Below are 21,097 nucleotides of genomic sequence, written 5' to 3'. Positions count from 1 at the left end.
TCAAACCTCCCGTTCCATCGTACCTTCGATGAAGCCGAGCTGGTCGATATCGCAACGGACGACGTCACCTGCCTGGAGGAACTGGCGGGGATCCATTGCCGCGCCGACGCCACCGGGTGTGCCGGTAAAGATCAGGTCACCGGGCTCGAGGGTCATGGCGCCGGAGAGATGCTTGATCTGCTGCCAGAGGTCGAAGACGAGATTACGCGTGTTTGAGTTTTGTCGGGTCTCTCCGTTGACGGAACAGGAGATGCCAAGGGCGTGAGGATCGGCCACCTCATCCGCGGTGGTGATCCACGGGCCGATCGGGGCGTGCGTGTCGAAACTCTTGCCGAGGGACCATTGGGGGCCGGCGTGCTGCCACCTGCGTTCGGTGACATCGTTGCCGACGCAATAGCCGAACACATAGTCGCGCGCATCACTGGCCCGGATGTGCTTGCCCCGCTTACCGATCACAGCCACCAGCTCGACCTCGTAATCAACGAAATCGCCGCCCTTCGCGATCAGGATCGGGTCGTAGGGACCATTGATAGAGGACTGAGCCTTGGTGAACCAGACCTGCTGGGAGGGCGTCTCCATTTTCGATTCTTCAATATGATCGGCATAATTGAGCCCAATCGCCCAGATCTTTCCCGGACGTTCGATGGGAGCGTGTAGCCTGACGGATGATAATGGCAGGCCCTTACCAGACGCGGAAAGTGCCTGCAGGCGGTCTTTCTGACTGGGCCATTGAGCAATCAGTTCTGCCATGGATCCCTGGAAGCCGGCATCGATGAGGGTGTCGCCCGTCACGATACCAATCCTGGAATGACCACCGGCAATCGTGGAATAGTTTGCGATTTTCACGGTCTGTATCCTGATCTTAGTTACTTGGACTCGCCTGCCACCATCGGGTGAGGCGCCCCCCACTGAACGGCGAGCAGGCTGCTAAATGGCATCTTGTTGGGCGGGTCTGCAGCCGTGAACAGGTCACCATCTGTCCAGTGTTCCAGCTCATGCCCCCAGGGATCGCGCCAGTAGTCGAACACCTGGCTGCCCATGATGTGGCGGCCGACGCCCCAAGCCTGGTCGCACCCCTTCGATTTCAAGTGGGCATGCCCCAACATGAGGTCGTCCAAATGCGCCACTTCAAAGGCAGCATGAAGGAACCCGACTGGCTGAGGCAGTTGGGCAAGGAAGAGCGTATGGTGATCTGTGGGCTGGTCCCCGCGGTCGCACCGCATAAAGGCGCCCATTGCGGTTCCGGGCGCCAATTCGACTTCATCAGAGGTCAGGAAACCGAAGCGCTGCTTGTACCATTCCTCAGAGACCCGGAAGTCCGAGACGTTCAACACGGCGTGCCCCAGGCGAACAATGTGGGAGGGGCCTTGCGACAGGCGCACCGCCTTGCGGACACGTTGGCGACTCGAGGCATTGTTGTGGGGGCCGTCTGCCAGGTTGCCTTCTAACGCGGTCACCTGTTGGCCGGCAATAACCTCTACTCTGAATCCATCCGGGTCGGTGAGGCGAACAACGCTGCCGCCTCCCGGATCATCCAGGGAGTGAATGGCCGCGCCTTCCGCGCTGGCCAAGGCTTCGAGCGCGTCCATGCTTTCCGCCCGCAGGCCGAGCCCCTTGAAGGCTGGGTCACCTGGTTCGGTTGAATGCAGGAAGGGGCGACCATCGCTTCCTCGCCCGTACAGACGCCCATTGTGTACAGAGCAATCCAGGCCGAAATCTTCGAGGAAAGCCTGCATTTCGCCAAGGTCTGGCGCTGCAAACCGGACATGCGCAATGTCTTCGATCTTGATGATAGGCGTCATGCCTTCCTCCTCAGATAAATTATTGACTTTTTAGTCAATTACTTTTAGTTGACTACTCAGTCAAGTGAGTTTCCTGATGCCAGCCAACACTTCATCAAGCCGCGCCAGTTTCCGCGGCGCCCGTACGCGCCGGTCCCTGATCGACGCTGGATTGCAGCTATTTGCAAAGCGACCTGTCGATGCTGTGCCGATCGACGATATCGTCGCTGTGGCAGGTGTGGCCAAAGGCAGTTTTTTCAATCACTTCGAAGACAAGAAGAAATTTGCCAGCGCCATTGCCACCGAGATCCGGCTGGACATTGAGGCGCGCGTTGTTGAGGCAAACAGGGACCTGACTGACCCACTTGAACGGCTGGCCGGCGGAATGCGGACAGCGGCGACCTATGCGCTGACCGAGCAGGATCGCGCTATCATCATGGTGAATGGGTTCAGGCTTGCCACTGGGCGGGACCATCCGCTCAATGCCGGCCTGAAGAGAGACATGGATGCTGCGTCCGCTGCAGGACTGCTTCGGCCAGAGGCTCAGGAGGCGGGCTTGCTGTTTTGGCTTGGCGCCTGCCACTCCGTCATGGCCAATATCATCGAACGAGGCCTCTCGCGTCCGAAGGCGGCGGCGCGGGTGCACGACTTGATGGTCATGGCCCTGACCGGACTGGGCGTGGATCAGGTACAATCTCGGAAACTGGCAAAACAATCCATGGAACAGATGCTGAAATCGTCCCGCTGAATCCAATGTCTGCATTTGCGCCCTTTTCCGGCATTCAATTCGTAACGGCGCATTAGTTGCTTGGGTCAAGATACTGAGAGTTCGAATTTTTCTCTCGTCTGACAGCACCTCAGGGCGGGCTGCCAGATTCTGTGCTCATCATCAGTGTTGTCGGCGGTTCTTAACAGCCATACGTTGGGGCGCGGCGGTGTGAATGCCGTTACGCATCACGCAGGGGCCAACGTCACGTTTGGCCACTCGAATGAGGTAGGCCAGGAGAAAATCATGATCGCGAAAAAAATCATATGGGTGACTCTGGCGTGCTGCGCGGGAGCGGGTTGCTTTAGTCCGCAGAGACAGGAACAGGATCAGAAGGTCGGAACGCAGGCGATGACCGGCATAGCGTCTGATGACTTGATCGTTGAAGGCCGCATCGCTGATGTGCAGGCGGCAATCCTCGCGGGCGAGACCAGCTGCACGGCCGTGGTTGAAGCTTATATCGAACGCATCGAAACATTCGACCAAGCCAGCCATATGAACGCAATCACGTTCAAGCAGTACGACCGAGCGCGCGAATACGCCCGGCTCTTCGATGTTTCTGACGCCCGGCCGCCGCTTTTCTGCACACCCATACTCGTGAAAGACAATATAGACGTCGCAGGGATTCCGACCACGGCGGGTTCGAAAATGCTGATCGACAATATTCCGCCAGACAATGCGATGATCATCGATCGGCTTGAAGCCGCCGGGGCGATCGTGCTTGCCAAGACCAATATGGCCGAATGGGCATTCAGTCCCAAGCGGACAGAAAGCACCACCGCCGGCGTCACCGCCAACGCCTATAATCTGGACTACACGCCTGCCGGGTCATCCGGCGGAACAGCGTCCGGCGTGGCATCGAGCTTTGCGATCGCCGGGCTGGGAACCGACACCGGAAACTCGATTCGCGGTCCATCCTCGCACCTATCGCTTGTCGGTATGCGGTCGACGCATGGCCTGATCAGTCTCGACGGCATCGTGCCGCTAGTCCTCGGCTCCGATGTGGTCGGTCCCATCACGCGTACCGTGGAAGATAATGCACGGATGCTGTCCGTGCTCGTCGGTGATGGTGCCGACTACACGACAGCATTGGACATCGACGGGCTGAAGGGCGCGCGCATCGGCGTCGTCCGCGAATTGGCCTCGGTTGAAGATACCGATCCGCAAGTGTTGGCACTATTTGACGTCGCACTGGAAGACATGAAGAAAGCGGGAGCGATCATCGTCGACCCGGCACCAATTCCAAATATAGAGGAAGACTTGGAAGCAAGCTGGGGGTGCCGCTCTTTTCGGAAGGATGTGCATAAATACCTCACCCAGCCCGGCATGCACGTGAAGATCAATGACCCTATGCAGGCCTTCGAAGCAGGCGTCTATGCTTCCTATACAAAAGGCGCCTGGGAATGGTTTGGAAAATCTGGCGTGGATGATCCGACTCGAGCAGACGGGACGCCATGCGGAGATCTGTCTCAAAATGAGGTGCGCCAGCGGATCAGGAATCATCTGCTGACAGCCCTGGTTGACGGCCAACTGGACGCATTGATCTATCCGTCATGGCGTTATCCGCCCGCGCGGCTCGATCGGGTCGAAGAAGATTACAAGGGCGATAATTCCCAACTCCTCGCGCCGCCGAGCGGACTGCCGGCGTTGACCGTACCGATGGGCTTCACCCACGAAGGTCTGCCCGCTGGGATTCAGTTTCTCGGCCGTACAAAAGGCGAAGCAGACCTTTACAAACTAGGATACGGGTATGAACAGGCGACGCATCACCGTCGTCCGCCAAGTGCGTGCTGCCAGCCGGGGACGCTGACGAAAGCCCGAGATTGATCTTTCCCGGATATGCATTGTCAGTCGAACCGGGCTTGAGAGCGTGCTGTCGGACGAACCAGAACCAGTCTCCGCATTTCGCGAACGAGCAGGTCTCACACAGCGATCAACTCGCGCCATTCGAGAAGAGCGGCGTCACTTAGCGACTTGAACCTGGCCCTGCTCTTGATGTTTCGCAGATGATTGAAGTGGTTGTACACAGACGAATGGATTGAAGCGAACTTCTGAAGACTTCGCATGCGCCGAAAGCGAGACACAGCTCGCCCACGCCTTCGAAACGGCAGGTGTGAATTTTCAGCCCGATTGTTGAGATGCCGGCCAGTTTCCCGGCGCCCTTCGCTATCGCTGCGGACCGACGCTTCCGGATTTTGTGCGCGAAGTAAGTGCCAAAGCGATCCACCCAGTGCCTGACCGTTTCAAGGCAAATGTCGATCCCTCGCTCGTGAAGCAGGTTTTCCACATTCCGCAAAGATAGCGGAAATCGAATGCACATCATCACCGCAAGCTGGCTGACCTCGTGTGACGTCTTGAAGTAGCGGAAGGGGTTCTAGGTCATTTTCCAAGGCTAAACGCCCCTGCCCTACGCCTCAAGGCTGTTCGCCCTGACAATGCCCCTACTAAAAGCTTGCGCCTTCAGTCCTCAAGCAAATTCCGGCGGATGTGCGCCAGGTCCTCGACGCTGACGTCGAGCTCTTCGCGAACGAAGGCTTCGACCGAGCCATAGTCCTGATCGATCCGGTCGAGTACAGCTTCAATATAGGCCGGATCGGAGCGCATCAGCGGTGCGACAAGCTCCGGCGGCAGGCGACGGAGATAGGCATAGGGGCTATTATCATCCTGGCTGGCTTCGCCATCCGCCCCGAGCTGGAACTCGGCGCTGTAGTCCACAAGCTTTTCCGACAAGGCATAATCGGCGACAACCGCGTCCCGAGGAACGCCCAGCACCGAGAGTATCAGCGCGGCACCGACCCCGGTCCGATCCTTTCCGGCAGAGCAATTGAACACTAGCGGCGCGTTGTCATCCGTAAGGTCATGAAACAGGACGCGATAGGCTGGCGTCTGCTGCTCAAGGATTTCGGAATACAGATGCGTCATCATAGCCCGAACGTCTTCTGGCTTAACGTCCGGAGATGCGAAGACAGCCGCCAGAGGGTTCGCATCGTCTTCCGCCGGATCCGGAAACGTCTCGTAGCTGATGTCGCCAGCCCGCCACTTCGTCGGCTCCGCAGCACGCTCCTCGCTTGTGCGGAAATCAACAATTGTCGCAATTCCAAGGCTGGAAAGGTACTCGTAGTCCTTGTCCGTCAGGCCCGTCATGGTGCCCGACCGAAACAGGCGGCCCCATTTGACGTGCTGGCCATTTGTCGTTTCGTATCCGCCGAGGTCGCGGAAATTCCGGCCACCTTCCAATGGCAGCAGCCGACTCGCAATCCGGACAGCTTCGCCGTTTTCGGGCACGAGCAGGAAGTAGAGCCGCTCCTCGGATTCAGGAGCGGACAATTCAAACTTGCCATCCGTGTCGTCATCGGCGATCTGGCGTGCCTCGCCGACATCGCCCGAAGGGTCGGAAGTGACAAAGATATCTACCGGAGCCGCCGCGGCACTTGTCGTCCAGGTGATATCATAGATGCCCGCATCAGGTCGGACCACCACATCCGCTCCGGAAATCTCGACGCGAGGCGCGGGTACAGAAGCCACGGGCGCAGGCGTAACAGCAGCCGTCGCGCAACCGGCCAGGAGGAATGTCGAAATAAATATCTCAGAACGGATCATGGCTTATGCCTTTCGGATAGAAGAATGAAAGGCGCCCCCGCTATCCGGGGACGCCTTTGGTTTGATCAAAAGTCGGCGCGCAGACCCATCAGCCAGTAGCGGCCATAGCCTTCCACCTGGTTCGGCGTGCGCGGCGTATCGGTGTAACGCACGTCCGTCTCGTTCGTCAGGTTGTTCCCGTTGAGGAACACTGTGAACTGAGCACCGCGTGTTTCGAACGGCAGCGTGTAGCGGAGCGAGGCATCGACCCGGGTCTCCGCTGCCCAGTACTCGTCCAGACCATCATTCTCGGTCGTCGACATCCAGTCGTCGCGATACTGATAGTTCAGGCGTGCGGACAGGCCCCACTTTTCGACGTAGATCGATGCGTTGTAGATCGCGTCGGAGGTGCCCGGCAGTGAGTATTTTATACCATCGCGGGTCTTGAATTCGCTGTCGAGCAGCGTGGCGTTGAAGTTGAAGCCGACACCGGACAGCGACTCAACAGGCAGGAAATCCGCGAGGTCGACAACCGCATTTACCTCGATGCCATTCGCCCGGCCATCCGAGCCGTTGAAGAATGACTTGTAGTCCCAGATCACGCCGTCAGCCTGCGCGGGGTCAATCAGATTGGCTTCGATTTCCCCGGTCTGCGCGTAGATGACATTGTCGATCGAGCGGTAGAAAGCACCAACGGACAGCAGGCTGGCGTCGCCGTGATACCATTCCAGCGAAAGGTCGCCACCAATACTTTCTTCGGGATCAAGTCGCGGGTTGCCGCCGTTGGCCAGCGGACGCGGCGTGGCAAGCGGGTTCACGCCCACCGAAGAGCGCATCTCGGTATAGTTCGGACGCGACACACCAGTCGACATGGACGCGCGGAATTTCAGTTCGTCGGTCAGGTCATAGTTGAAGTGAACGCTGGGAAGCACGTTGACATAATCGTCACTGTAGCTGTTCGGTGAGGACACACCCGAAGTGACCGTGAAGCCATCGGAGGTGTAGTCCGTGGATTCCATACGCGCACCGTATGTCAGGCTACCGCGGCCGAAAGTCGTGGTGCCCATGGCATAAAGCGCCAGGATCTTCTCTTCGATCTTGGTGGCCTGGTCCTCTGGCGCGGTCACATCAGGGAAGCCACCGATTTCTGCGGCCCAGTCCGCACGCAGTTGCTCGTTCCTGTAATAGTGTCCATTGATGGAGTTGGTGAAGTCCGAATACCAGAGCGTGTCTGTCTCATATGAGCCGATATTGCTCGGCGCTGCGATATAGGACGCCGTCGGAACGAACCCCTTGCCCTGTCGGGTGTCATACTGGACCCCGAGCTTGACAGCGGTGTCGCCGAACAAATCGGTGTAGCGGCTTGCATCGAGCTTCAGCTTGTTGGAATCGATGTCGAATGCGCCGGTGTAGAACAGGCCGAGCGTCGTCGCGTAATTGATGTCGCTAAGCGCCATCGGCGTGGAAGTGCCAGGCTGAACCAGGGTCAGGATCGGGTCTTCCAGATTGGAGATGTCGTAATTGACGCCAGCGACACCATACACAGAGTACGGAAGCGGAAGGTAGAGATTGTCTTCCGTCTTGGTGTAGTTGTAGCGGGCCTCCACATCCCAGCCGGAAAGCGCGAAGTCTGCGCCCAGCGTGTTGGTGAAGGTCGAATTGTCATATTGGCCGTATTCAAGTGCGCGCGTCACCAACGCTACGACACCGTTCGCCTCGCTGCCTTCCGGCGCATCCTGCGTAGCGAAAGTGTACTGGTTGCGCTGTTCGGTATCTATGAACTCCGAGTAGAGCGTTGAGAAGAACAGGCGATCAACGGCATCGGACTGCGGTCGCACCTCAATCGTACCACCATAGGCAGAGTCTTCGCGCTCGACGAAATAGCTGCGGAAATCGACCGAATTGAGCGTAAGCTCCCCATTCGTCTCGTTGAGACTGAGACTGTACTCGCGGTTGTCCGTATTTTGAACACGAGCATTGTGGGAGCCGAACACGACAACACCGAGCGTATCGTTCGACCAAGATGCCCGGCCGTTGTATTTCTTCACGGGGCCGCCGCCCAGTTCCTGCTCCCCGTATCCTGCTTCAGCGGAGACGTGGAAACCTTCCTGGTCGAACGGGCTGTAGGTCCGGATATTGACGAAGCCGGCGACAGCTTCGCCCGGCATGTCCGGCGTGATCGCCTTGTTGGCCTCGACTGCCGCAGTGATCACCGAGGGGAACGCGTCAAAGCGCGTCGTACGGCCGTTTTCAGCACCGGGAATATCCATACCATCGAAGGCGATCTTGGTGTTGCGGAACGGCAGACCGCGGAAGTTGATGTAACGCGCCTGGCCCTGGTCGCGCTCGATCGCCAGACCCGGCAAGCGGCCCAGCGAGTCCGCGAGGTTCTGGTCGGGAAAACGACCGATTGTATCAGCCGCGATGATGTCGACGACGTTTTCAGCGTTCCGCTTTGTTTCGATAGCAGCGACCTGGCTATCGCGGATTGGTGTTCCCGTCACGACGACGGTCTGCTGGCGGGATTCAGCATCCGTCCCTTCCTGGGCCCAGGCGGCTGGCCAGGCCAGCACTGAGGTCGCGAGCAAGAGGTTGAGCGCTTTGCGAGTTCTGAACATGGGAGGTTTCCTTGCGTTCTGGGAGTGCGCGGCGTTAATCAAAACTGTACGATTGTACCAAGCTAATTTTTTGTGACGTCACGAACGATCAAAGAAGGCTACGAAGTGTTGTAGATCGTTTGTAGTGCCCTAATTAATCTATATTTGTAGCAAGGCCTTGACCCAGAACGGAAAACCCATTGATGAGAAGCCAATTATCAGCATCGGCGTGGAGTAGTTATGCCTGAACGTATGTATCAATCTGGTGTCCGCGAATCGGAAGCCATGCGGGCGGCGATCATCGAGGCCGTGCTCAGCACCGTCAGGCAGGATGGCTTAGGTGATCTGACCGTCAGGAAGATCGGCACGCGACTTGGCGTTTCGCCGGCATTGGTAAATTACCATTTCGGCTCGCAGGCACTTCTGATCGAAGAGGCGTGCATTGTTGCTGATCAGCGTATCGAAGCTGCCTGGTCAGACTGGACGCAGCTGATCTGCGATACATCTCTCAGAGAGGGTGACTTCGAGGCCTGCCTGTTTGCCGCCATCCGTGACCTTCACTGCCGGCTGGACCGCGAGCATGCGCTGCAGTGGCATGCCCTCCTGCGCTCGATACGGGCAAAGGCACAGATGTCCGCACATGCCGGCCAGAGGGCGGCCAGGATTTTCTGGGACCGCCTGCTTGAGACGGCGGGGGTCGATAAGCAGCTTGTAGCGGCCTTGAGAGCTTTCTCACACGGCGTGGGGTTCGGTTATCTGGTTACTGGAGACCAGTGGAAGTTCGATCCGTGGGCGCACCGCCTGTGCGGGCAGTTTGCACTACGGCTTCAGGGCCGGCCGGTTAACCTGGACGGCGACAACGCCTTTCGTCAATCAGCCGCATCATGGAACATGGCTCCGACCGCGCCGCAGAGCATGCATCCGACGCATGTCAAAATCATCAATGCCGCAGTCGACATCATCCTGAAAGACGGCGCCGAGGCAATTACGCACCGGTCGGTGGCCACATCCGCGGGCGTTTCGCTTTCCTCAGTCACTCATTTCATCAAGGGAAAAGAAGAGCTCCTAAAACAGGCTCATGACGCGCTGTTTCAACGAACCCGGTCACGAACAGACACGATACGCGCAGATAAAAAGCCACCATCAATTGAAGCAATGGCTAACAGCATGTTCAGTCCGGACACCATTGATTGGTCATTCCTGAAGGACCTTGCCGGAACATTTGGAGCAATGTTGACTGCAAGCGTTCAGGAGTCGAGCCGCAGTCATGTAGAGGGAACATTCGCCCGTTTCGGCGATACCTCGATGGACCTTCTGTCTAGAGTCGCGGAGGAAGCGTCAGGGTTCGGTCGGCTAGATGCCCAGATCTTCAGTCTTTGTGCGTCCAATATATGGTTCGTGCAGTTACTCGAAGGCATGGAGCCCTCGGACGAACTTCTGATGCAGAACCGGTCGGATATGAAAAAGCTGATAGAGATTCTTTGCATCCCTAAACTGTGAAAGCGGCATTCGAACCGTCGGCATGCTTAGCAATCGGCACGCTACTTCGTGACTTAGGTTTCAAGCACTTCGCCTTTGTAATAGACGGGTCTCAAGAGATCATGTGTCTGTCTACGGATTTTCAAAAAATATCATCCAGATGCCATTGCCACTGCGGACTTTGCTTCATGCCCTCCGATCGGCACTTGCGGATCTTTTGCGCGAAGCAAGTGCCGAAGCGATCCACCCACTGACGCACCATTTCATGACAAATGTCGATGCCGCGTTCGCGAAGCAGGTCTTCAACATTCCGCAAACACAGCAGGGAGCGGATATTCATCATTACCGCAAGTTGGATGATTTCAGGCGGTGTTTTGAAGTAGCGAAATGGGTTCTGGCTCATTTACGAGCTTAAGCATCAGGATTAGCTGCCTCAAACTCAGTTCCACTGACAATGCACGAACAAGAGCCGCCGGGCCTGTCCTGATGCGACATTATGCACAGGGCGGCAATTTTATATATCAATTGATATCTGGATTTCGCTCACTATTTGTCTTTTGCAAGGTCGTCACGTTCACACGGCCAGATGACAAATAGCGGAGTCTCACATGACCCATGGCACACAATTCGGCCCTTTCACTCCTTCCACCGCTCCGGATGGTTTCGAGCACGAACCTGATGCCACATCGGGCTATTGGAGCCACCGGGCGAAGAACACCTTGCCGCCCCCCGATTTCATTGGCCCCTATGCCCGGCACCGCCCCCTCCCCACCCCCGGCGTGGAAGACCGGAAAGCCTGGATTGTCGGGGGCGGCATTGGCGGGCTCGCTGCAGCATTTTACCTGATCCGGGACGGCCATATGTCGCCTGCCAATATCACCGTTCTTGAAGAGATGGATATCGAGGGCGGCTCAATGGACGGCGCTGGCAACCCCGATGACGGCTACCTTATCCGAGGCGGCAGGGAGATGAACTGGAACTATGACACCCTGTGGGACATGTTCCAGGATGTCCCGGCCGTGGAACTGCCTGAAGGCTATTCGGTCCTGGATGAATACCGCCTGCTGAATGACAACGACCCCAATTATTCCAAGGCGCGTCTGATGCGCAATCAGGGTGAAATCGTGGATTTTACCGACATGGGGCTGACCAAATCCCAGCAATGGGAAATGATCCGTCTGATGCTGAAGAGAAAGGAAGACCTCGATGATGTGACCATTGAGGAATACTTTTCCAAAGGCTTTCTGAGCAGCAATTTCTGGGCGCTGTTCCGCTCCATGTTCGCTTTCAAGAATTGTCACAGCCTTCTGGAAACCAAGCTGTACATGCACCGTTTCCTGGATTCGGTGGACGGATTCGGCGATCTGTCAGCCCTCGTTTTCCCCAAGTACAATCAATACGATACCTTCATCAAACCGCTGGCAGACATGCTGCGCCAAAAAGGCGTGCGCTTTCAGTTCGACACGCGCGTGCAGGATCTGGAGCTGAGCGAGGCCGACGGGCGTAAAACCGTGACCGGCATTGTCTGCACTGTCTCGGGTCAACCGCAGCGACTAGAAGTCGGTGACACCGATCTCGTCTTTGCACTGACAGGCTCGATGACGGAGAACACGGCCTATGGCGATCTGGATACCGTGCCCCAACTGACGGTCGGACGGCATGAGCCCGGCGAGTACAGCGGCTGGACGCTCTGGCGGAACCTGGCGGAAAAGTCAGATGTCTTCGGCCATCCCGAAAAATTCTATGGCGACACCGACCAGTCGATCTGGGAGTCCGCCACCCTGACCTGCAAACCCTCGCCTCTGGTCGACAAGCTCAAGACGCTTTCCGTCAATGATCCGTATTCGGGGCGCACGGTGACAGGCGGCATCATCACGTTCACGGACTCGAACTGGCTGCTGAACGTGACGTGCAACCGGCAGCCCCATTTCCGTGATCAACCCGAAGACACGCTTGTCTTGTGGGTCTACGGCCTGCTGATGGACCAGCCCGGCAATCATGTCGGCAAGACCATGTCGGAGTGCACGGGCCGGGAGATTCTCAGCGAACTCTGCTATCATCTGGGAATTGAAGACCAGATCGATGCCGTGGTCGCCAACACGAAGGTGCGCACTGCGCTGATGCCTTATATCACGGCGCAATTCATGAAGCGCGCAGCCGGCGACCGCCCCCGGGTCGTGCCGGAAGGATGCACGAATCTGGGCCTGATCGGGCAGTTCGTGGAAACCCGCAACGACATCATATTCACCATGGAGGCGTCTATCCGCACTGCCCGGATCGGGGTCTACAAATTGCTGAACATTCCCAAGCAGGCGCCCGATATCAGCCCAACCCAGTATGACATCCGCAATCTGCTCAGGGCCGCGCGCGCCCTGAATAGCGGCAAGCCGTTCCTGGGGGAAAGATTGCTGCACCGGTTGCTGGACAAGACCTATTATGCGCACATCCTGCCACCCTTGCCTGAACCCGATACTCAGCGTCGTGAAGCCTTTGAGGCCGAGGTCGATACCCTGGCCGCCAGGGGCGGCGCCGCGCTGAAGTTGCTGGGGAGCTGGATTGCCAATGTCCGCAAAGGGTTTGAGTGAATTGAGCACTGAACCCAGGGCCACAGCCAGAAGAGCCTCGCCATGACACATGCGCCCCGTCGACTGTCGCGGCAGGAACAGCAACAGCGCACACGCGAGCGCCTTCTGGATGCGGCCGAAAGCCTGTTCGCCGAAGGCGGGGTCAATGCGACATCGCTTCGGAACGTGTGCGAGAAGGCAGGGTTCTCCCAGGGCGCTTTCTATTCAAACTTCGAAAGCAAACAGGACCTTTTGCTCTCGGTTCTCCAACGTCATATCGAACGGGAAGCCGTCCTGCTTCAGTCTCTGGTGAAATCCGCGTCGAGCGATACGCTCGATCACGCTCTGGCAGGGTTTGCAGAGCACCTCACGGCGATCGCGGAGCAAACGCAATGGTCCTTGCTGGCGATCGAGCTGCAGTTACAGGCGCAGCGTGACGCCAATTTCGCCGCGCAGTGCGCACACGCGCGCAACGCCAGCTATGACGCTCTGGCCTCGGTTCTGAACACGCTGAAAACGCGCTTCAAGCTCAGCTATCAGCTTCCAACACGGCAGCTTGCGAGCAGCCTTTACGCCCTGTGGTCCGGACTCGTTCTGTCTCGGACCGAGGGTGAGACGACATCTCGTGCGGACGTACTTCTGACCCATCTCAAAGGATTGATTGTGTGCCCCAAACCTTTGAAGGGGTAAGACTTACAATGCGAGGGGTCCGGTCAGGCTAATGCGACCAGTCTCCGTTATTCGCGGACGAGCAGGTCTCAGGCAGCGAGAAGCTCGCGCCATTCGAGAAGAGCGGCGTTGCGTAGCGATTTGAACCTGACCCTGCTCTCGATGTTCCTTTGATGATTGAAGTGATTGCACACAGACGAATGGATTGAAGCGAACTTTTGCAAACTTCGCATTCGCCGGAACCGAGACATCGCCCGCTCTCGTCGGCGGAAAGGAAGGTGGGAATTTTTGGCACGATTGTTCATGTGCGGGCCGCACTCCTGGCGACCTTCACTCCCAATGAGGCATTGTCAGAGGAAAGAGATCTGGCTGTCTCTTCCCGCCTTGTCACCCCAATTTCGGACGAACAAGCTTGATACCGCTACAGTGCGGAGGTGAGCGACGAGAAACAACCGGCATCAATATCATACCAAACCGATTTCCTCTGACAATGCCCCCCAAGCTAAGCTGCAGGATCGGTCGCCTAAAGGGCTTTTGCCCTGACAACACCATCACGTGTATCCGAGTTCCTTGCGAGTATCCGTCAAGAAGAGGTCCCTGCCTTTGGCCTTTTGCGTCAGCCACGGTCCGGCCAGGCAGCCTGAGCGGCTGATGGGCAGAATGCTAGCTCCCTTTTTCTGGCCCAAAGGAACCAGCAGCAAGGGTTTTGTTGCCCGTGTATAGGCAGGCAGTGTTTCGACAGATGTACCATCAATCAGCTTTTTCACTGTCTTGAGAAGCCAACTGACCTGCCGACGCACAGCAACAATAGTCATCGGATCACCATTATCGGCAGCGTCTCCCAGAGCAAAGACCGCTTGATACCCACACGGTCGCATCCACTGATCGACTTCCAAGCGCCCGGAAGCCGATGCGGCAGCACACTCAACAGGCGGAAGTACAGGCTTTGCACCAAAAGCAGGAACGATCAGATCGGCCTCGTAGGTCTTCCCTCCGGCATGAAGGCCCCCGGCGAAGGGAGCGTCCGTCCTATCCACCCCATCGACAAATGCTCCAAGCTGAACATCAATTCCCATGTCTGCAATCTGCGGCCGCAACGCCTTTGAGAGTTTCGAGGCAATGCCGGGCACCACGTCATCCGAAGCCGCCAAGATCGAGATCGACTTTCCGGGATGGGCAAACTTGATTTCTGCTGCCAGTTCCACACCCACGGGTCCGGCACCGACGACAATGATGGTCTGCGCGGCCTCGACTGCGGCGTGCGCCGCGGCCTGATGTGAGCGAAAGTCGGCGATCGAATCGGATTGCGCCTTGAAGGGCCGGGCATAGTTGGAACCGGTCGCTGCGATAATGAAATCGCCTTCAACTGTCTGGCCATTTCCCAAGACCACACAACCTTCACTTATCTGTTCGGCACGCGCCTTGATGATCCTGCCATTCCTCAGCAGACGGTCATAAGGAATGATCAGCCGATCAAGAAGCGCCGGCTGGACCACAGCCCGAATCGCGGCCACGCAGTGGAAGAACGCTTCACGCGGTTCAATCAAGGTCACATCGGCGAGCTCGTCCAAGCCATGCGCCATGCGCATGCCAGCATAGCCGCCACCGACGATAACGATCCTTTTCCTCAAATTCGGCTCCCTGCGCACATTCGACCTGGCCTCGCCCTGCACGGGAAGGCCGGGTATTGAAATTATCCCTAGTATAAAATGGGGTTTGTACCTTGTTTGGTATTTCGGCTTTAGGTCTTGTGCATCTGAGACGGTGGCGTCGGTTCGCTGAGCATTTGCGTGACCTGCTCGTCTGGCATTGCAAGTATGCCCTTCAGCATTTCTTCCGGCATTTTCGGATTGTACCCATTCGGATTGAAGGGGGGTTGCTCGACGGCGCCTGCTTTACCGGCGTATTCCGCAGGCTTGATGTATCGCCCGAGTTCTTCCTGAGAGATGCCGGCAATTTCCACGACTTCAGGATCTATCCAATCTTTTGGTCCAACCGGCGTCTCACATTCTTCAAAAGTGCAGACTTCAAGACTGATGTCTTCCGGCCCCTGGAAATAAATGCTGTTGGCAAAGCCGTGATTGATTGGGCCCGTCACATTCACGCCCCGCGACCGAATACGGTCACGCATGTTCAGCAGTGCCTCCATCCCATCTACGTTTAGCGCCACATGCTGCATGGTGCCTGGTGCAGACGATCCCGTCATATGTCCCGGTTGCGTGACACCATATAGCGTTTGAGCGTCAGCATTTGCTGGATTGAAGACAAAAGCCAGCGCGCTTTTATCGTTCAAGCGGAGGAAGCCATGCCAGCAACCTTCGGTGCCATGCATCCAGTAAAGCGCAATCAGTTCCATCCCCAGCACATCAGAAAAGAACTCGATCTGCTCCTTCATACTGTTTGTTGAAAGCGCCAGGTGATTAATTCCATTGGCTCTAATGTTGGCAGACATAACGGCCTCCTAAGTTGGCGTTGCGGATTAAATTTGCTTCAGCGCCCAATCGTGGACGGTGGTTGAGAACTTTTCAGTCTGGAAGAGCATCAGCTGGTGACCCGCATTTTCGAATGGCACGAAATCTACAGGCCCGCCGATGCTTTCGGCGACAGATCGGACGAGATCGACCGGGAAAGTCGGGTCGCTATCGCCGACCGTGTACAGGATCGGTTTATCGTTTTCAGAAAGCGGCTTGGGCGGCTCATATTGCCACAGACTTGCCCAGCTTTCTAAGTCATAAGCCCACGTATTATACGGATCCAATTCCTTCTGCGCCTGGGCACCTTTGTAGCCATAATCCACGTCGAAATTGAAAAAACGGCGAATGTCCAGGACGCCCGCGCCCCGAAGCAGTTTCACGCCTTCAGACCAGCCATCTGTGCGAAATGGTTTGCCGACTTCATTGAATATCGGATGACCTGGCACAATGATTGAGCCCATCAAAACCGAGCCGGCAACATCCTCATGGCTGATCGCGGAGATGGCGGCGCCGACACCCAGACTCGACCCCATTGTAAAGACAGGCAAGCCGGTCAGGTTTTTGACATAGCTCGCATAATCCATGCTGGCCTGCGCCCATTCAGAAAACCGCCATTGTCCTTTCGGGCGATTGGTGGTCGAGCGTCCGTGTCCTGGCGCATCATAGGTCCAGATATCGACGCCTTTGGCGGCGTGGTGCTCGCAGAAATCATCGTAGATGCCGCCGTGCCCACCGATGCCATGGGAGATGACCAGCGCATATTTGGCGTCCTCGCCACAATATCTGAAACTGTGCAATTCATTGAGGATATGGGTTTCAAGACGCATGATCGGCTCCTGGGGATTTAAAAGGCTGAGAGAAGGTCGGCGCGGTCAGGCGTCTTTTGCGAATAGCGCAGGTCGGACACCCATTGCGGATTGGTACGCGCAAAGTCCGCCACGGCGCGGCACGGCAGCCATGACCCATGAGTCCAGTCAGACAGACATTCGGTGAAAGTTTTGAAGATCTGCATCTGGTATGGGTCAGACGCGAGCAAGTAAGGATGAAAGATCACTGCGCGATACGAAGCTGCGCTGGTGTCAGAATGGAGAAGCGACGTAAGCGCGGACTCCCATACAGACACATCTGCGACATCCGGATGCCCCAAAAGTCGCGCGCGCCCATTTGCAAGCAGTGGCTCGAAATAAAGCGCATCAACATGCGGCCACAAAAATGGAAGCGTGACAATTTCCGGGCTGACATTGACGGTGTCTCCGAGTGGTGACTGGTAGACCAGTCCGAACTCTTTCAGCAAATTTGTGGTATCGGGAGTGCTCACTCCGCCAGGTGGTCGCAACCCTGACGGCGTCAAACCAATTGCCTCAAAGGCCGCAATGCATCTTTCGAGAATGAATCGTCGATCGCTCTCGGATTGGTTTGACCAATGTTCGTGCCGCCATCCGTGAAGGGAAACTTCATGTCCTCGCTCCGCTATCGCAGCGAGCGAGCCACTATAGTGTTCCGCATTCCAGCCTTCGACAAAGAACGTCGCCTTGAGTCCCACCTCCTCAAGATGGTCCAAGATTTCAGGCAGCACTCTCGCAGACGCATGCATGCCCAAGGGGATTCCATCTGGATGCCGATCATTCTGCAGATCAAACGCCTCGCCAAAATTGTCAAAGGTCAAACTGATGATATGCGCAGAGGGTTCGGTCACGACGCCACCTCAAAACGGTTCGACATCCGACCGAGACCTTCGATTTCAGACTCAATCACCCAGCCCGGCTCAATGTACCTTGGTGGCTTATCGCCCAGACCAACGCCTTCAGGCGTCCCAGTAAAGATAAGATCGCCTGTTCTTAGTTCGCACACTTTGGATAAATAACTGACAAGCGCCGCGACGCTGAAAATCATTTGCGCGGTGTTTCCGTCTTGCAATGTCGCGGTTTGGTGATGGCACCCGATCTTCAGCTGGTCCACTGACACTTCGTCTGTCGTCGTAATCCAGGGACCTATCGGAGCGAAATTCGGGTAGCTCTTCGCCAAACTGAATTGCGCCGGAGTATTTGCGAATTGCAGTGTGCGTTCAGAGACGTCCTGCCCCACACAATAACCCGCAATATGTTCGAGCGCTTCCGCTTCCGGGATGTTTCGCCCGCCTTTGCCGATCACGGCGACGAGTTCCACTTCCCAGTCACACGTCAAAGTCGGCAAAACAACATCTGCGCTCGGCTTTCCGATCGATGATGCGAATTTGGTGAAGACCATCGGTTCGTCCGGAACGTCCAACCCGGTCTCCTCGCTATGGGCGCGGTAGTTTAAGCCGATTGCAAATAACTGATCTGGATTGCTGATGGGCGCTTCGAGCACGCTAAGGTCTTCCAGTAAGCGCGCCTCGGCTAGACTTGGGTCAAACACAAAGTCTGCGTCGTCAGCCCAAGCGCGCAAATCGCTTAACTGGGCGAGCAGCGGTTTCATGTCTGCTGAGAACCGCCCACCAGAGGCGCGCGCAATATCGACGCCTCCAGCTTCGGTGATCAGATGTGTGCAATTATTGATGGTCGCAAGCTTCATAAGTTAGTCCTGTGACTGCAACGTCATTTTCTGAGCTGGCATGGGTTCGCTTCTTCTGAATAAAAGCGGAGAACACTCAACGGCATCCCGTCCGTGTTCCCCCAGTTCTGGCGAAGCAACGTTGGGAGGAATACATTGCTTCTCTGGTATCGAGTTCGCCGGGCCGGCCACGCCATGTTGACGCTTAAGCCCGGCAGTTCTCAAATACACCACAGCTAAAACCTGTACCTGGCCGACACCCGCACCTCGCGCCCTCTGTCCCTTGTCGCCCAATATACACCAGGCTGTGAGAATGCCTGCCCGGCGAACGTTATCGGCTGTTCGTCCGTGAGATTGTAAGCCGAAGCGGCCACTTCCCAGCCATTGTCCAAATTCGCAAGCGCCACACGCAGATTAAGCTTCCAGACAGGCTCTGACATAAGATTGTAGTCCTGTGAGAAATTTAGTGTCGTTTCGTCTTTGAAACTGGCATCGAGCTTAGTTGTAAATTCAAAGGAATTTCCAACCAATTGGTTGTATTCGATGAACGACGACGACGTAATCTCCGGCGCGTTCTCCAACGTGACACCCTCAAGATCCACAAGCGGACGGGCAGGCGTGCCGCCAATAAAGCAATCGAGCCTGGCTGCCGCTACGGGATTGTCAGGGCAGCTGACAACGAAATCCTCATATTCCGCATCAAGATAGGCAATATTACTACCAATCGTGATTGAATCCGACAGCGCGAACAGCACTTCAAGTTCAGCACCCTGAGAAATCGCCTTGGAGGCATTCGTCACAGCGAAAGCGCTAATTCTAGGATCAAATGCACCAACCTGCAGGTCATCGAATTTTGTCCGGAAGATCGATGCATTCGTCCTTAGTCGACGATCAAGAAGTTCGGCCTTTACACCAAGTTCCCACGCTTCGGCGGTTTCCTCATCATAGCTAAAATTCTCCAGGGTTCCCGTCACATCCTGAGAGTTGAACCCGCCTGCCTTGCTAGCGCGTGTCCAGCTGGCATAAAGCATAGCGCTGGGACCGACATCCCATTGAACACTGATTGCCGGATCGATACCGCTCTCGCTACGGCTGTCATCAATAGAATAGTTCGGACGCGCAGGATTTGTGGGCTGAGGTTTTAGGACACTCGTTGACCCAAACTCATATGTGGAATTTTCCTTGGACGCATCCTTGTCTTCCTCAGAGTAGCGCAGCCCTCCGGTAAGGCGCAACACATCACTCACATGCCATGTCACCTGACCAAATGCAGATAATGAGCTTGTATTCTCCGTATAACTACCACCTAGGCTGAAGGCCGCTGCCGGCGGAAGGTTTCCCAAGAGATTCTGGTACGTTGTGAGGGTGAATTCCCGGTCCAGATAGTAAAGTCCGACAAGGTAGTCCAATGGCCCACCACCGGTAGAGGCCAGCCTTAGCTCGTGAGAAAACTGATTAAAGTCCTCTCCACGGTCGAGACTCAGAACCTGAGCCGCCGAAAAATCCTGATCAGTAAATTGACTCCGATCAAATTCACCATAGCCGAACAGGTAAGTCAGTTCATTCGAACCGAAATCATGTTTTGCCTGAAAGGTGGTTGTAAAAGATTCCTGCTCTGTCGCCTCTTCTTCATTGATGAATGAGGTGTTGTCCAAGATGAAATCTTCGCCAAGTGCGCGCGAACCGAAGTAGATTGGCGCGAACAAACCGGGCGGGAGGGATGCTGGGTCGTTTTCCGCAATATAGGGAAGTGTTCCAGGCGAGTAATCAGCGAAAAGCTGCCAAGACGAACCATCATTATTGAACTTGCTGCCTTCGACTTTGAGCATGAGTTCCGTGTCGGGACTAGCGTCCCAGACAAGCGTGCCGCGTACGACGTTTGTATTTAGTTCTGGTACGTCGCGCCCGAGGACCGGGTTGTCCATGAACGCGCCCTCATCAGAGGTTTTCGCAGCAATTCTCCCGTAGAGACCCTCCGCAATTTGCCCGGAAAGGATTCCAGTCACCTCATAGCTCTCGTGTTCAAATTCGTAGGAGCCCGAGATTTCCGCCTCAAATTCAGACGTTGGCTTGTTGGTGATAACACTTACAGCACCAGCAATGCTGTTCTTTCCAAACAGCACCCCCTGGGGGCCCTTCAGAACTTCAACACGTTCCATATCCAGGAACGGAGCCTGGAAAAGAGCAGCCCGCGAAGCATAGATCCCATCGATGTACATACCAACAGATTGCTCAAACGCGATATTTCCCGCTCCGCTGCCTAATCCCCGGATCACGACGCGGTTCCTTCCCGGCGAGTCGACGATTTCCACGTTCGGAAGATAGCCTTTGAGGTCTTCCAAATTGCCAGCTCCAGCCTCCACGATCTGCTCGCCCGAAACTGCGGTAATCGAAACGGGAACGTCCTGAGCGCTTTGCTCTCGCTTCTGAGCAGTCACCGTTACGGTATCGAGTTGCCGGACTTCCGTGTCTGCTCTGTCTGCATCAGCATTCTGAGCGGAGGCAGCCCCACCGGCAATCGCCACGCCCCCCAACAGCAAGGCAATTGTAGACGTGAGTGACCATATATTTTTCTTCAAGACTTCCTCCCTGTCCCAGCTATCCAATGCCGGATTTGAATTGGATTCGTAATCCAAATTGGAGTAAGAGTCAATTT

Annotated in this window: 15 protein-coding genes and 3 pseudogenes; 5 read left to right on the top strand and 13 right to left on the bottom strand. The window is 56.2% G+C overall.

The window, feature by feature from the left end; genetic code table 11:
• Complete coding sequence (locus HAD_RS10585; RefSeq protein ID WP_035570941.1) at positions 1-846, bottom strand: fumarylacetoacetate hydrolase family protein; 846 nt, start codon at positions 844-846, stop codon at positions 1-3.
• A 20-nt stretch (positions 847-866) separates the two neighbouring features.
• A complete protein-coding gene (locus tag HAD_RS10580; RefSeq protein ID WP_035570940.1) occupies positions 867-1,802 on the bottom strand; it encodes a VOC family protein in 936 nt (311 codons plus the stop codon).
• 76 nt (positions 1,803-1,878) lie between these two features.
• On the opposite strand from HAD_RS10580, the gene HAD_RS10575 reads away from it, so the two are divergent.
• Both HAD_RS10575 and HAD_RS10570 read left to right on the top strand, forming a co-directional pair.
• The gene (locus HAD_RS10575) at positions 1,879-2,529 is read left to right on the top strand and encodes a TetR/AcrR family transcriptional regulator (protein ID WP_035570939.1); all 651 of its coding nucleotides are present in this window, start codon (positions 1,879-1,881) and stop codon (positions 2,527-2,529) included.
• 264 nt (positions 2,530-2,793) lie between these two features.
• On the top strand, positions 2,794-4,374 hold the full coding sequence (locus tag HAD_RS10570) for an amidase (RefSeq protein ID WP_084331880.1): 1,581 nt from the start codon (positions 2,794-2,796) through the stop codon (positions 4,372-4,374).
• Between the two features lie 95 nt (positions 4,375-4,469).
• Here HAD_RS10570 and HAD_RS18400 read toward each other — a convergent pair.
• From HAD_RS18400 to HAD_RS10560, 3 genes and pseudogenes are all read right to left on the bottom strand, one after another.
• Positions 4,470-4,870, bottom strand: a pseudogene (locus HAD_RS18400) (DDE-type integrase/transposase/recombinase).
• Between the two features lie 137 nt (positions 4,871-5,007).
• Complete coding sequence (locus HAD_RS10565; protein WP_162177499.1) at positions 5,008-6,024, bottom strand: tyrosine-protein phosphatase; 1,017 nt, start codon at positions 6,022-6,024, stop codon at positions 5,008-5,010.
• 188 nt (positions 6,025-6,212) lie between these two features.
• On the bottom strand, positions 6,213-8,744 hold the full coding sequence (locus HAD_RS10560; RefSeq protein ID WP_035570938.1) for a TonB-dependent receptor: 2,532 nt from the start codon (positions 8,742-8,744) through the stop codon (positions 6,213-6,215).
• Positions 8,745-8,963: 219 nt separating this feature from the next.
• Here HAD_RS10560 and HAD_RS10555 point away from each other — a divergent pair, with 219 nt between their 5' ends.
• Positions 8,964-10,223, top strand: a complete 1,260-nt coding sequence (locus HAD_RS10555) for a TetR/AcrR family transcriptional regulator (protein ID WP_035570936.1) — start codon at positions 8,964-8,966, stop codon at positions 10,221-10,223.
• A gap of 56 nt (positions 10,224-10,279) precedes the next feature.
• Here HAD_RS10555 and HAD_RS10550 read toward each other — a convergent pair.
• A pseudogene (locus HAD_RS10550) lies at positions 10,280-10,605 on the bottom strand (IS6 family transposase); the annotation flags it as partial.
• A 205-nt stretch (positions 10,606-10,810) separates the two neighbouring features.
• Between HAD_RS10550 and HAD_RS10545 the strand changes: the two are divergent.
• Together HAD_RS10545 and HAD_RS10540 are read left to right on the top strand one after the other, a co-directional pair.
• On the top strand, positions 10,811-12,787 hold the full coding sequence (locus HAD_RS10545) for an oleate hydratase (RefSeq protein ID WP_035570935.1): 1,977 nt from the start codon (positions 10,811-10,813) through the stop codon (positions 12,785-12,787).
• Positions 12,788-12,829: 42 nt separating this feature from the next.
• Positions 12,830-13,456 (top strand): TetR/AcrR family transcriptional regulator, encoded by a 627-nt coding sequence (locus HAD_RS10540; protein ID WP_035570933.1) that lies wholly within the window; start codon positions 12,830-12,832, stop codon positions 13,454-13,456.
• 68 nt (positions 13,457-13,524) lie between these two features.
• Here HAD_RS10540 and HAD_RS18860 read toward each other — a convergent pair.
• The 7 genes and pseudogenes from HAD_RS18860 to HAD_RS10510 form a co-directional block, all read right to left on the bottom strand.
• Positions 13,525-13,776, bottom strand: a pseudogene (locus HAD_RS18860) (DDE-type integrase/transposase/recombinase); the annotation flags it as partial.
• 210 nt (positions 13,777-13,986) lie between these two features.
• Positions 13,987-15,066 (bottom strand): NAD(P)/FAD-dependent oxidoreductase, encoded by a 1,080-nt coding sequence (locus HAD_RS10535; protein WP_035570931.1) that lies wholly within the window; start codon positions 15,064-15,066, stop codon positions 13,987-13,989.
• A 110-nt stretch (positions 15,067-15,176) separates the two neighbouring features.
• Complete coding sequence (locus tag HAD_RS10530; protein WP_035570930.1) at positions 15,177-15,887, bottom strand: VOC family protein; 711 nt, start codon at positions 15,885-15,887, stop codon at positions 15,177-15,179.
• 27 nt (positions 15,888-15,914) lie between these two features.
• Positions 15,915-16,736: an alpha/beta hydrolase gene (locus HAD_RS10525; RefSeq protein ID WP_035570929.1), complete on the bottom strand. Its 822-nt coding sequence runs from the start codon at positions 16,734-16,736 to the stop codon at positions 15,915-15,917.
• 17 nt (positions 16,737-16,753) lie between these two features.
• Entirely contained in the window at positions 16,754-17,605 is an 852-nt protein-coding gene (locus HAD_RS18390) for a polysaccharide deacetylase family protein (RefSeq protein WP_084331879.1), read from the bottom strand.
• The gene (locus tag HAD_RS10515) at positions 17,602-18,462 is read right to left on the bottom strand and encodes a fumarylacetoacetate hydrolase family protein (RefSeq protein WP_035570927.1); all 861 of its coding nucleotides are present in this window, start codon (positions 18,460-18,462) and stop codon (positions 17,602-17,604) included. The genes HAD_RS18390 and HAD_RS10515 overlap by 4 nt, the downstream gene beginning before the upstream one ends.
• A gap of 215 nt (positions 18,463-18,677) precedes the next feature.
• Positions 18,678-21,020, bottom strand: a complete 2,343-nt coding sequence (locus HAD_RS10510; RefSeq protein WP_162177498.1) for a TonB-dependent receptor — start codon at positions 21,018-21,020, stop codon at positions 18,678-18,680.
• Positions 21,021-21,097: the final 77 nt, after the last annotated feature.

It is taken from the genome of Hyphomonas adhaerens MHS-3 (assembly GCF_000685235.1).
GTDB classification, from domain to species: Bacteria; Pseudomonadota; Alphaproteobacteria; order Caulobacterales; family Hyphomonadaceae; genus Hyphomonas; species Hyphomonas adhaerens.
This window is presented reverse-complemented; position numbering and strand designations above follow the sequence as displayed.